Here is a 12,598-nt window from a genome sequence, read left to right on the forward strand (position 1 = left end):
CGTCGGCTGTAAATCGACCGCAGCGGTCCATTTTTAACCGCCTTTTTGCCCCATAGCTCGGCTATGGGGCTGCAAATTCGGCAAAAACTGTCCTCGCTGGGGCCGATTTTCGCTTTCGACGCTCCAAGTCCGACAGGCTCCTCGGGTTGGGTCGGGTGGGCAGGTCACGGGTAGCGGCGAGACGACACCAGTCCAATCGTAGAGGGTGAATGAGGGTGTCGTCCCGAACACTGTGCGAAAAAAAGTAAACCTCGGGGGTCAGGGCGGCCTGATGCCCATGGCACAGGCGGTCTACCGGGTCGCAAAAGCACTGTTGTTGCCGCGCGTTTCGCGCCGGGCAGCGGCATTCCACGCCGCTGGCTGCGCATCTCGTCGCATGCCGGTGGCGGCAGCCCAGGGCGGCAGGCACAGTCCACCGCATCAACCGCTGACGACAAGAGCCCCACCATGCAAATCACACCCGCCCTCGCCATCCACCTTGCCGCCGCGCTGTCGGCGGTGGCCCTTGGCCCCATCGCGCTGTGGGCGCGCAAGGGTGCCCAGCAGCGCCCACGTCTGCACCGCGCCGCCGGTTATGCCTGGGTGACGGCCATGATCGCCACGGCCGTGTCGGCCCTGTTCATCAGCGGCAGCGTGGGGCCGCGCTGGGGCAGCTTCGGCATCATTCATCTGTTCATTCCTGTCACGCTCGGGATGCTGGTGGTGGCCTTTGTATCCCTGGCCCGCCGCAACATCGAGGGCCACAAGAGGACGATGCAGAACCTCTATATCAGTGCCTGCCTGGTCGCAGGGGCCTTCACGCTGCTGCCTGGCCGGTTTCTGGGCCATACCGTGTGGTCCGCGCTGAGCCTCATCTGACCGCCGCGCCGCGCAGTGACCCACAGTTTTCAAAGCAGGTTGACAGGACGGCCGCCGTCGGGCGCAACCACCTGCCTGGCAACCACCTTCTTTCACCTTGGATACCGAAATGGAGCCAACCATGAACCAACTCGCTACCGACTCTTTCCACGACCCGCTGGAGCGCCTGGCACGCCGACGCGCCCACGCCAAGCTGGGCTGGTATACCCATGCCTGCGTGTATGTCCTGGTCAACCTGGCACTGGTAGCCCTGGCCACCGCCAGCGGGCGCAACTGGGCGATCTTCCCCGCGCTGGGCTGGGGTCTGGGCCTTGCCGTTCATGGCGTTGTGGTCTTCATGCTGGCTGGCGGCAGCACGCTGCACGAGCGCATGGTGCAGGCCGAGCGCGAGCGCATTGCGCGCGGCGGGCGGGGCGGCTGAAGCCAGGGCACACCTAGAATGACACACTCACATCGTCTTTTTCATGACACCCGAAGACATCGAACAATTGGCCCGCAGGCGCGCCAATGCCAAGCTGGGCTGGTACATGCACGCGCTGGTCTTCGTGCTGGTCAATGCCGTGATTTTCATGATGTCGCGCTACGCCTTTGGCGACCGGCCCTGGTCGGTGTACCCGCTTCTGGGATGGGGCCTGGGGCTGGTGCTTCACGCCGTGTCCGTGTTTGTGCTGGGCAGCGGTAGCGGCTTTCGCGAGCGCATGGTGCATAAAGAGCGCGAGCGGCTGCAGCGCGAACGCGACAAAGGCTGAAAACAGATAGCCCCCATGGATATCGATTGGATCGCCAAGCTGCGGCATCTGCTGCAAATGATCGCCTTTTGTTTGGTCAACGCTGCCGTCCTCTACGCCTTCAGGCCCTACAAGCCTTACGAAATCCCGCTGATTTACTCGCTTGCTATCGGCCTCTTATCCTGGGCGCTGATCGACTTCGGTCGCCATTTTTTCCCGTCCAGCGATGCAACAGGCTGGCCTTCAGGTATGGCAGGGTTTGCCTTGCCCGTGGTGGGCAACTTGCTGGGATTCGTGGGGGGCACCTGGTTCGCCGACAACTGGTTCGGCTATTCAACATGGAGCGACACGGCCCAACTGCGCGTCTCTTTTTTGATAGCAATGCTTTCGGCGCTGGCGCTGACATTCTTCTTTTACGCCCGTGGCAAAAGCGCCTGGCTACAGGCCCAGGTGAGCGAAGTGCGCAGTCAGGCCAATCACGCCCGCCTGAAGCTGCTGGAAACCCAGCTCGAACCGCACATGCTGTTCAACACGCTGGCCAACCTGCGCGTGCTGATCGGCACCGACCCCGCACGCGCGCAGGACATGCTGGACCGCATGATTGCCTACCTGCGCGCCACGCTCGCCGCATCGCGCAGCACCGAACACCCGCTGGCCCATGAGTTCGACCGCCTGCGCGACTACCTGGAGCTGATGGCCGTGCGCATGGGCCCGCGACTGGCCTACACACTGGAGCTGCCCGACCAGCTCAAGGACGCGCCGGTTCCCCCGCTGCTGCTGCAGCCGCTGGTGGAAAACGCCATCCGCCACGGACTGGAGCCCAAGGTGGAGGGTGGCCACATCCTGGTGCGCGCAAGCCAAAGCCCTGCAGATGTCGGTCGGCCGGGTAAGCAACGCCTGGTCATCGAAGTCACCGATACCGGCGTGGGCCTTGCCCCGCACCTGCCTGCGGCGGCACCCGGGCAGAGCTTTGGCCTGGCGCAGGCACGCGAGCGCCTGGCCACCCTGTACGGCCCTGAAGGTACTATTGATTTGATAGCTACTGATGCAGGCGGGACAAGCGCGATGGTTGTTTTTCCCTTGATATCCTCGACCCCTCCATGACGCTGCCCGCGCCCCGAGCCCTGATCGCCGAGGACGAGCCCCTGCTGGCCGCCCAGCTGCAGCACGAACTGGCGCGTGCCTGGCCTGAACTGGCAGTGGTCGCCACGGTGGCCGACGGGCTTTCGGCGGTGCGACAGTCGTTGGAGCTGCGGCCCGATGTGCTGTTTTTCGACATTCGCATGCCCGGCCTGAGCGGGCTGGACGCCGCCGTGGAACTGGCCGATGCGTGGCAAGCGGGTCGGCCGTTCCCTGCCCTGGTCTTCGTCACGGCGTACGACCAGTACGCGGTGGAGGCGTTTGAGGCGCAGGCGGTGGACTACCTGCTCAAGCCAGTCCAGGGGACCCGCTTGCAAAAAACAGTACAAAAACTGCAGGCTACGCTTGCTGCGAATAGTTCTTTTGCTATTGATATTGAAGCAACCATGGCGCGCTTGCGTCACCTGCTGGAATCTGAGGCGCTGGGCGCGTCGCCCCGGCCCCCGTCACCCGCACCGGCAGCACCGTCTGCCACGGCACCGCTGACGCTGATCCAGGCCAGCCACGGCACGCAGATCCACATGGTGCCTGTGGCCGATGTGCTGTATTTCGAGGCGGCCGACAAGTACGTGCGCGTGCTGACCGCCGAGCGCGAATACCTCATCCGCACCCCGGTCAAGGAGCTGGTGGGCCAGCTCGATACCAGCGTGTTCTGGCAGGTGCACCGCGGCATCCTGGTGCGCGCCGCCAGCATCACCACGGTCACCCGGGATGAGTCCGGCAAACTGGCTCTGGCACTGGCCGGACGGTCTGAGCGCTTGCCGGTCAGCCGGCTCTACGCCCATTTGTTCAAGGCCATGTAGGGCGCTGCCCTCGGCAAGCCGCAGCCACACTGCGCTGACCACCAACCCAGGCCCGACTGGAAGGTGTCGGCCCATGCCATGGCCCCTGGCGGCCGACCAGACACGGCGCATGGCCTAAAATTGTCGTTTTACAACCTCCGCAGAGACCACCATGGGCAACAAGATCGTCACCGAAGCAGACCGCAAGCGCACTCCACAACCGACTCCCGTGCCCGGCTACACGCTGCGCACCCCGGGCCGTGGTCAGCGCGTCAGCCTGGAACGCGGCGTGGCCACCCGCAGCAAGAAGAACCCCGGCAAGCGCTCCCGCAAGGGCGGCTGACCAGCCGATCGCGCCGCGCCCCCAGGCGCTGGTTGTCATCCAAAAAGCGCCCTCTGACGAGGGCGTTTTGCTTTGGGTTCAGGCGCATCCGGTCAGCGGCGAGATGGGTTGTGCTCTAACATCGCGCTCATGATCACCCTGCATCACCTTGAAGCGTCGCGCTCGCAGCGCATCCTGTGGCTGCTCGAGGAACTGGGGGTCCCGTACGAGCTGAAAATCTATCAGCGCGACAAGCACACCAAGCTTGCGCCCGCAGCGCTCTCGAAAATCCATCCACTGGGCAAGTCACCCGTGATCACCGATGGCGACGCGGTGATCGCCGAGTCCGGCGCGATCATCGAGTACCTGGTGGAAACATACGGCGCACAGGCCCCTGCTGAACTGGCGCACCTGCAGCCCGTAGCGGGCACGCCCGAGCACCGGCAATGCCGCTTCTGGATGCACTATGCCGAAGGCTCCCTGATGAACTGGCTGCTCATGAAGCTCGTGTTCATGAGTATTCCATCCCAGCCCATGCCCTTCTTCGTCAAGCCGATCGCGCGGGCGCTGTGCACACAGGTGCAGGCCAAGCTGATCGACCCGAACCTGGACACTGCACTGGCTTTCATGGACAAGCAACTGGCCAGCCACGCCTGGTTTGCAGGGCCACACCTGACCATGGCCGACTTTCAAATGAGCTTTGCGGTGGAGGCAGCCCTGTCACGCACGAGCCACGGTGCGAGCCTGAGCCACCTGGTGGCCTACCGGGACCGCATGGTGGCGCGTCCCGCCTACCAACGCGCGGTGGCCAAGGGTGGGCCCGTGCTCATTGGTGTATGAACGGCACGGCAGCACCCGTCGCGCCAGATGCCCGGCCCGACGCCTACGGCGTGTTGTTCGTGTGCATGGGCAACATCTGCCGCAGCCCCACGGCCCACGGCGTGTTCCGTCATAGGGTGGCCACAGCCGGACTGGACGGCTGGGTGCGCGTGGATTCGGCGGGCACCCACAACTACCACCCGGGCGAGCCGCCCGACGAGCGCAGCCAGCGGCATGCCGCCCAGCGCGGCTATGTGCTGTCGGACCTGCGCGCAAGGCAGATCACAGAAAGCGACTTTGCGCGGTACGACCTGATCCTGGCGATGGACTGGGATAACCTGGCGCTGGCGCAGAACCTGTGCCCGCCCCGGCACCGGCCCAAGGTACGCCGCCTGACCGAATTTTGCGTGCGGCTGAACAGCCCCGTCGTTCCCGACCCGTACTACGGCGGCGCGCAGGGCTTCAACAAGGTGCTTGATCTGGTGGAAGACGCCTGTGCGGGCCTGCTGGCGCATGTGCAGCAACAGCTCGCCCGTCAGCCTGCGGGCTCCGCCCGACATTGACCGCGCGCGCTGGCGGGGCTGGCGGGGGTGGCACGGCCATTGGTCCGGCACACCCCATGGCTGCCCAGCCCGGAAGTTTCAAGGTCCTCCAGCGAAACGATGACGGTATGCCCTTGTGAGTGCGGTTTTATCGTGGTGTCGAGACTTGAGGTCGAGAGCACCGCCTTTTTGCCCCATAGCTCGGCTATGGGGCTGCAAATTCGGCAAAAACTGTCTTCGCTGGGGCCGATTTTCGCTTTCGACGCTCCAAGTCGGAAAGGCTCCGAATCTGCTTTCGCCAACAGTTACCTTGCAGTAACCCATCTGGAAAAACAATGGTGCAGCAGCCGGCGAATTCTCCCGGTCGCGATCACTCCAATCCTACCCAGGTACCCACCATGTCTTTCCGCACCAAGTCCCTTGTATGCGCCTCGTTCGCCGGTCTCTCCATGTTAGCCGCCATGCCAGTCGTCGCCCAAGATCGGTCCGGCCTGTATGTCAGCGCTTACGGCGGCAGCAGTTCATTGGCATCGACCAGCCTTACCGAATCTCGCGCAACCTCGTCCAGTGTGTCTGGCAGAGGCTCTTTTGGCACCGGAATCGGCCTGGGCGGAGCCTTCGGTTATCGCTATGGCAATGGTTGGGCGGCTGAACTGGCTTGGGATTACCGCAGCCATGATGTCAAGCGCATTGGTGGAACCCCAGTCCAGGGTGATTTCGCCTCCACGACAGCTTTCATCAACGGCTACTACCGTTTTCAGAAACTGGGCATTGTGCGACCGTTTGTTGGGGCGGGCGTGGGCTATGTCACCGAGATGGACATGGACCTCAGCCGCGACGGATCAGACAAGGAATACTCACGCCGGAGGGGTCTGGCCGTTCAAGCAATCTTGGGCGGCGAAGTGGATCTGACGGATCGCTGGAGTGTGAGTGCCGACCTGCGCTGGGCCAAGATGGGCAGCGGATCATTTAAGTCGACCTCTGCGGGCGCCACACTGAGCGGCAATCCCAAGTACCAGCCCATATCGGTCAATCTGGGACTAACCTACCAGTTTTAAGTGACACACATTGAGTTATGCCCCGGGTACTGCTTGTTGAAGACCATCCACGCATGGCTCAGGCCGTAGTCATCGCCTTGCGAGCTCAAGGCATCGCATGTGACACAGTGACCAACCTGGGTCATGCCGCAGCCTTCTTGGAAACCGTGCGATACGACGCGCTGATTCTGGATCGTGGTTTGCCCGACGGCGACGGGCTGTCGTTGCTGGCGCAGTTGCGCGCTCTTCGGCAGTCCACGCCCTGCCTGATCCTCACAGCCCGCGACGCTCTCGGCGATCGCGTGAGCGGACTCGAAAACGGAGCCGACGATTACCTGACCAAGCCCTTCGAAATGGCCGAACTGGTGGCAAGAACCAAAGCCTTGATGCGCCGCAACCAGCCATGGGCACCGGATGAAGCCTGTTTTTCTGACCTAAGAGTGTCGCCTCAGGCGAGCACGCTTTTTGTTGGCTCCTCATCCATCACCTTGTCACCCAGCGAGCTGCAGGTTCTCTTGACCCTGATTCGCAACGCGGGACAAGTGGTGCGCCGAGGTGCGCTGGAGTCAGCCGCCTGGGGCGCTTTTTCCGAGATAACGCCCAAGGCGCTGGACGTCGCTATCATGCGCCTGCGAGGCAAGCTGACAGCGCTTCAATCGGGCGTATCGATTGTCAACACAAAGGGCGTGGGCTATGCATTGGCGGTTCCTCAAGACACCTAGCCTCGCCCTGCGCCTGACCCTGGTGTTTTCCTTTTCGATCGCCATCGTAGCGGGCCTGTATCTGTCGGTTCAGGCCTTTCTCGTGCACCGCTTTGGCGACTTCATCACGCAGCAAAGCCTCATGGGCCAGACCCACGACATCGCCGAGGCGATTACCCTCGACGCGAACGGTGATCTGACCGTGCGGTTGCAGGGACAGGACGTCGAAAGCTTCGATGCATTTTTTGCGAACCTGAAGTACCGCGTTGTTTCCAGTGACGGCCAGGTCTTGGCGACCTCGGACAGCGACTTCAGCAGCCTATTGCCGGGTGTCTCCATGGATCAGCAAGATGAACGCTACTCGCGTACCGAGATCAATGGCAAACCTTTTCACGTAGTTTCCGTGCTCCATCGGGTTCAGGGTCGGGACTATTGGGTTCAGGTGGGCCGAAGTGACCGATTTGCCAGACTCGCCCAGGAGGCCATTGCCCCGGCCATTGCAGAAGCCGTGGGCATCATGGCCACCCTGGCGATTGGGGTGCTGGCCGTACTGAGCTACTGGGGTGTGCGCAGCGTGCTGCAGCCGATCCGTTTGGCCAGTCAGGCCGCACGCACGGTGGGGCAGAACAACTTGTCTGCAAGGATTCCGGTGGAGCCGCTGCCTGCCGAAATCCGGCCTCTGGTCATCGCGTTCAACGAAGTATTGGCGAGTCTGGAGGTCGCCTTCAATGCACAACAGCGGTTTTTTGCCAATGCCGCCCATGAGCTCAAGACGCCCATCGCCTTGCTGCGCGGTCAGTTGGAGGTTCAGGTCGACCGCATCCCTCCCCAAACCTTGGACGACGTCGACGCCCTTGGAAGAACCGTGAATCAGTTGCTGCACGTGGCAGAGGTCACGGGCGGACGTCCATTGAAGAAGCAACCGGTCTCGCTGGATGAGGTGACTCGACAAGTATGCGGATTTCTGTCGTGGCGCACGCAGAAAGCAGAAGTCAGCCTGCAGATCGTACGGGAGTCGCTTGACCTTGAGGTGATGGCCGATTCGGGAGAGCTATTTGTCCTGCTGAAAAACTTGGTTGAAAACGCAGTTGATCATTCACCCAAGGGCGGCACTGTTCGAATCAGCCTGACCCATGGTGGGGTCCGCGTTGAGGATGAAGGCCAAGGCGTGGCAGAGCATCAACGCAGCCAGATATTCGAACGATTCTGGAGGGCTGCGGACAACACGAAGCCGGGCTCCGGTCTGGGCCTGTCCATCTGCATGGAAGTGGCACGCGCTCACGGTTGGCAGTTGAAATGCAAGCCGTCAGTGCTCGGTGGAGCGCTCTTCGAACTGGACTTTGAAGCAACGGCGATTGATCATCACCTGCAGACCCTGAGCGCGAGGTGAGAGCAAGCGACAGGCGTCCAATTGACTCTCTAAACGGCTCCCACCCCATGGCAGCCGAAACACCAAGGCTCCCGCGACGACACGGCACAGCGTGCTCAGCGCACCCCACACACCAGCGTGCCCGGCTCGTTGTGGGCCAGCTCCCGCTCGTTCTTGGCCTGCGCCACTTCCATGTCGCGCGGCAGGGTCACTCCGTTCTTCACCGCCAGAATCTCGGCCATGACACTGACCGCGATCTCGGGCGGCGTCTTGCTGCCGATGTAGATGCCAATCGGCCCGCGCAGGCGGGCCAGGCTCGCCTCAGTCTGGCCGAAATGCTCCATCATGCGGGTGCGGCGGGCCTCGTTGTTGCGGCGTGAGCCGATGCCGCCCACGTAGAACGCCTCGGTGCCCAGCGCCTCCAGCAACGCCAGGTCATCGAGCTTGGGGTCGTGCGTGAGCGCCACCACGCAGCTTCGACGGTCGGGCTTGAAGGCCTGCACCACATCGTCGGGCATGTCACTGACGACCGTCGCCCCAGGCACGCTCCAGACGCCGCGGTACTCCTCGCGCGGATCGCAAACCGTCACGGCAAACCCGTTGAACAGGGCCATGGTGGCCAGGTATTCAGCGAGCTGACCGGCACCGATGAGCAGCATGCGGTACTCGGGGCCGAAGGTGTTGGTGATCTGCTGCGCATCGACCACCAGGTCGGCGGGCGCATCGGCCGGGTGCAGGCTGGCCACGCCATCGGCCAGTTGCACCGTGCGCCGCGTCAGACGCCCCGCCTCCAGCGCAGCGATCAGTTCGGCCAGGCACGCTGCATCGGGGTCGTACTCCAGCAGCAACTCCAGCGTGCCGCCGCAGGGCAGACCAAAGCGGTGGGCCTCGTCGGCCGTGATGCCGTACTTCACGAACGAAGGCGGGCCGCTGGGCATAACGCGATCGCCGGGCCAGGCCGCCCTGGAGCCTGCTGCACCAGCTGCATAGGCACGGGTGTGGCGGTCAATCAGGTCGTCTTCGATGCACCCCCCCGACACGGACCCCACCACTGCGCCGTCTTCGCACAGCGCCATGATCGAGCCCACCGGCCGGGGCGATGAACCCCAGGTGCGCACCACCGTCGCCAGCAACGCATGCCGGCCTGCTGCACGCCATCCGTGCAGGGTGCGCAACACCATCACATCCAGGTTTTCCATCCGTTGCCTCTGTGTGTGCAGAAATGAAGACAGGGGCCAAGGCCGCCGGGGGCATGCAATCGGGCCGCGCAGACCGCGTCAGCGGCTGAGCCACCAGCCCAAGGCGGCCAGCGCCGCTGCCCCAACGACCCAGACCCACACCGGCAGGCCTCGGCCATGATCCTGCGGGCCTCTCGACGCGGCCACGGCCTCGGCGTCAGACTGGGTGGGCGCACTGCCCGGGACGGTGGCTGGTGCCTCACGCGGGTGAAGGCGCTGCATCTCGTCGTCAAAACGCTTGAAGAAATCCTCGGCCATGGACTTGGCTGCACCATCGATGAGCCGCTGCCCCAGCTGCGCGATCTTGCCGCCCACCGTGGCGTGCACGGTGTATTGCAGCTCGCAGCCTGGCTGGCCAGCGCCGTCGGCTGACAGGGGCACCAGCACCACTTTGGCGTTGCCCTTACCAAAACCGGCCACGCCGCCCGAGCCATCGAACGCGATGGTGTAGCTCTGGGGCGCCACGATGTCTGACAGCGTGATCTTTCCGGCAAATTTGGCGGAGACCGGCCCGATCTTCAGCGCCATCGCCACGGCGTACTGGTGCTCGCCCGTGGGCTCGACCTTGTCGCAGCCGGGGATGCACCGCTTGAGCACGTCGGGGTTGTTAAGCGCGTCCCAGGCCTGTTGCTGGCTGACGGCGAGGGTGCGACTGGCTTGCATTTCCATGGTGAGATTCCGCTTGGGCTGTCGGTGTGATGGATGTGGGGGCTCAAAGGCGTTGGTGCAGCAGGCACAGGCGGGGGCAACCCTCAGCGCCGTCCCGTCGCGCGCAGCAACGCGACCAGGCTGGCGGCCAGATCTTGCAGGTGGGCCAGGTTATGCACCGCCACCATGCCGTGCGCATGCCGGTGCAGGGCTGCCGCGCCGCGCGCCGTGGGGGCATAAGCGTCAAAGCGCAGCAGCGGGTTGAGCCACAGCAGGCGGCCGCAGTGACGGCGCAGCCAGGCCAGCTCGCGCTCCAGCTCGTCTGGCGAGCCGGTATCCAGGCCATCACTGACCAGCAGCACCTGCGTGCGGCGGCCCACCAGGCGCCGGGCGTGGGCGGTACGCAGTTGCGCCAGGCAGGCACCAAGCCGGGTGCCGCCCGCGAAATCGGGGATGGCAAGGTTGGCGGCCTCCAGCATGGCATCGGTATCGGCAAGGCGGAACGCAGCGCCCAGGTCGGTGAGCGTGGTGCCGAACGCAAACACATCCCGGCGCACGCCGCCCCCCGCATGCCGCGCTGCCGTGGCGGCGTGCAAGAACGCCAGCAGCAGCCGGGTGTAGCGCTCCATGGAGCCAGAGACATCCACCAGCACCAACAGCGGCAACGGCTGCTGGCGGCGCTGCAGCAGGGGTACCCGCAGCAGTTCGCCACCGGTGCCCGCCGCCAGCCGCATGGCACCAGCCCAGTGCGGACGTTGCCCGCGCGCCCCCACAACAGTGCGGCGGGCCGCGTAGTGCGGCAGCGGCAGTGCGATGTCACGGGCCAGGCGCTCCACCAGCCGGTATTCGCTGGCCGACAGTTGATTGAAGTCGGCATGGCGCAGGCGCTGCAGTTCGCTGGCCGTCATGGCGGCGTCGAAATCGATGGTGTCGTCTTCTCGCGCAGCCGGAGCATTGCGGGCTGCACGCAGGGGGGCCAGCGCCTCGTTCACCCGGGGCCGCCGCCGGGCGGGCTGCGCTTTGGACTCAGCGCTGGGCAGCAGTTGCGCCAGCAGTTTCTGCGCCAACTCGGGGTTGCGGAAATACGCGTTGAACAGCTCCTGGAAGACAGCCCGGTCCTGCTCGCGGCTGACCAGCACGGCCTGCAGCGCGGCGCAAAAGTCCTGCCGGGCCAGCCCGGTGAGCATGAGGGCCTGCTGCGCCAGCGCCATGCGCGCGGCATCCACCGGCACACCGGCACGGCGCAGCGCGCGGCCAAAGCCACTCACGTTGTCGGCAAGTTTGCCGCTGCGGGCATCGCCCAGTTGCGAATGCGTCATGCCAGCCGGGGTCATGGGGTGCACCTGCCGGGGTCAGGGGGCAGGCTCGGGCGCCAGCAGTTGCGCGGACATGTCACGCGTGAGCGCGGCAACGTCTTCGCGCTGCTTGAACAGGATGCCGGCCGTGTCAAACACAACCTCCGGGTCCACCACCAGCGTATCGAGCGCGACCAGGGCCTTTGCCCATTCCACGCTCTCGGCAATGCCTGGCGTGCGGCTGAAGGCGTTGGCAAACGGCTGGCTGCGCAGGCGGCCCACAAACTCGGCCACCTGCAGCGCCAGCGCCTCACTGGCCCCCGGCACCTGGGCCCGGACAATGGCCAGCTCGCGCTCGCGCTCAGGGTAGTCAAGCCAGTGGTACAGACAGCGGCGCTTGACGGCATCGTGCAGATCGCGCGTGCGGTTGCTGGTGAGAATGGTGACCGGCGTCACCGCGGCCCGCACCGTGCCCAGCTCGGGGATGCTCACCTGGTACTCGCCCAGGTATTCCAGCAAAAAAGCCTCGAAGGGCTCGTCCGCCCGGTCCACCTCGTCGATCAGCAAAACTGCACCTGGCGCAGGAGCCTGCAGTGCCTGCAAGAGCGGACGCCGGATGAGATAGCGCTCCTGGTAAACCTCGGCCTCGATCTGCGCAACATCGGCCGCGCCCTTCGCTTCCGCTGCACGCATGTGCAGGAGCTGGGCCGCGTAGTTCCACTCGTAAAGCGCCTCGCGCTGCTCCAGACCGTCGTAGCACTGCAGACGGATCAGGCTGCGCCCCAGCACCTCGCTGAGCGCCTTCGCCAAGGCCGTCTTGCCCACGCCCGGCTCGCCCTCCAGCAGCAGCGGGCGCTGCAGTTGCAAAGCCAGGTACACCGCCGTGGCCAGACGGCGGTCTGCAAAGTAGCCCACACCTTGCAGGGCATGCACCAGGGCATCGACAGAGGCTGGGGAATTCATTGCTTCAATTTCGATAGCTAGTTGCGCTTGCTGGACAAGCGCGGAAAGCCTTTTTGGATCAAATTTCGCTGCCGCAAACAAGCCAGGGACATCGGTGCGGCACCCGCCAGCAACCGCTTTGCGGGCGGTAGCCCCTTCCCCGAATGGCGCGGCCAT

The 12,598-nt window shown here is 64.5% G+C and carries 15 protein-coding genes; 11 read left to right on the forward strand and 4 right to left on the reverse strand.

Annotated elements, in window-relative coordinates; all coding sequences use genetic code 11:
* The first annotated feature begins 447 nt into the window (after positions 1–447).
* From ACK543_RS06450 to ACK543_RS06500, 11 genes are all read left to right on the forward strand, one after another.
* Entirely contained in the window at positions 448–858 is a 411-nt protein-coding gene (locus ACK543_RS06450; RefSeq protein WP_409942023.1) for a DUF2306 domain-containing protein, read from the forward strand.
* Between the two features lie 121 nt (positions 859–979).
* Entirely contained in the window at positions 980–1,279 is a 300-nt protein-coding gene (locus tag ACK543_RS06455; RefSeq protein ID WP_409942024.1) for a 2TM domain-containing protein, read from the forward strand.
* A 43-nt stretch (positions 1,280–1,322) separates the two neighbouring features.
* Positions 1,323–1,607 (forward strand): 2TM domain-containing protein, encoded by a 285-nt coding sequence (locus ACK543_RS06460; protein ID WP_409942025.1) that lies wholly within the window; start codon positions 1,323–1,325, stop codon positions 1,605–1,607.
* Positions 1,608–1,622: 15 nt separating this feature from the next.
* Positions 1,623–2,690, forward strand: a complete 1,068-nt coding sequence (locus ACK543_RS06465; RefSeq protein WP_409942026.1) for a sensor histidine kinase — start codon at positions 1,623–1,625, stop codon at positions 2,688–2,690.
* On the forward strand, positions 2,687–3,529 hold the full coding sequence (locus tag ACK543_RS06470) for a LytR/AlgR family response regulator transcription factor (RefSeq protein ID WP_409942027.1): 843 nt from the start codon (positions 2,687–2,689) through the stop codon (positions 3,527–3,529). The genes ACK543_RS06465 and ACK543_RS06470 overlap by 4 nt, the downstream gene beginning before the upstream one ends.
* Before the next feature lie 151 nt (positions 3,530–3,680).
* Positions 3,681–3,851, forward strand: a complete 171-nt coding sequence (locus ACK543_RS06475; RefSeq protein WP_409942028.1) for a hypothetical protein — start codon at positions 3,681–3,683, stop codon at positions 3,849–3,851.
* Positions 3,852–3,980: 129 nt separating this feature from the next.
* Positions 3,981–4,670, forward strand: coding sequence for a glutathione S-transferase family protein (locus tag ACK543_RS06480; protein ID WP_409942029.1), 690 nt, complete (start codon positions 3,981–3,983; stop codon positions 4,668–4,670).
* Positions 4,667–5,212 carry a low molecular weight protein-tyrosine-phosphatase gene (locus ACK543_RS06485; RefSeq protein WP_409942030.1) on the forward strand — a complete coding sequence of 182 codons (546 nt, stop codon included), beginning with the start codon at positions 4,667–4,669 and terminating at the stop codon, positions 5,210–5,212. The genes ACK543_RS06480 and ACK543_RS06485 overlap by 4 nt, the downstream gene beginning before the upstream one ends.
* Before the next feature lie 377 nt (positions 5,213–5,589).
* Positions 5,590–6,249 (forward strand): OmpW/AlkL family protein, encoded by a 660-nt coding sequence (locus ACK543_RS06490; protein WP_409942031.1) that lies wholly within the window; start codon positions 5,590–5,592, stop codon positions 6,247–6,249.
* Positions 6,250–6,266: 17 nt separating this feature from the next.
* Positions 6,267–6,950 carry a response regulator transcription factor gene (locus tag ACK543_RS06495; RefSeq protein WP_409942032.1) on the forward strand — a complete coding sequence of 228 codons (684 nt, stop codon included), beginning with the start codon at positions 6,267–6,269 and terminating at the stop codon, positions 6,948–6,950.
* Entirely contained in the window at positions 6,922–8,319 is a 1,398-nt protein-coding gene (locus ACK543_RS06500; RefSeq protein WP_409942033.1) for an ATP-binding protein, read from the forward strand. Before ACK543_RS06495 ends, ACK543_RS06500 begins: the two co-directional genes overlap by 29 nt.
* Before the next feature lie 95 nt (positions 8,320–8,414).
* Here ACK543_RS06500 and ACK543_RS06505 read toward each other — a convergent pair whose 3' ends face one another.
* The 4 genes from ACK543_RS06505 to ACK543_RS06520 form a co-directional block, all read right to left on the reverse strand.
* Positions 8,415–9,497 carry an XdhC family protein gene (locus ACK543_RS06505; protein WP_409942034.1) on the reverse strand — a complete coding sequence of 361 codons (1,083 nt, stop codon included), beginning with the start codon at positions 9,495–9,497 and terminating at the stop codon, positions 8,415–8,417.
* Positions 9,498–9,575: 78 nt separating this feature from the next.
* Positions 9,576–10,205: a CoxG family protein gene (locus ACK543_RS06510; protein ID WP_409942035.1), complete on the reverse strand. Its 630-nt coding sequence runs from the start codon at positions 10,203–10,205 to the stop codon at positions 9,576–9,578.
* Between the two features lie 83 nt (positions 10,206–10,288).
* Positions 10,289–11,518 (reverse strand): vWA domain-containing protein, encoded by a 1,230-nt coding sequence (locus ACK543_RS06515; protein ID WP_409942036.1) that lies wholly within the window; start codon positions 11,516–11,518, stop codon positions 10,289–10,291.
* 18 nt (positions 11,519–11,536) lie between these two features.
* Positions 11,537–12,442: an AAA family ATPase gene (locus ACK543_RS06520; protein WP_409942037.1), complete on the reverse strand. Its 906-nt coding sequence runs from the start codon at positions 12,440–12,442 to the stop codon at positions 11,537–11,539.
* Positions 12,443–12,598: the final 156 nt, after the last annotated feature.

The organism is Acidovorax sp. (assembly GCF_046341535.1).
GTDB lineage: Bacteria > Pseudomonadota > Gammaproteobacteria > Burkholderiales > Burkholderiaceae_C > Acidovorax.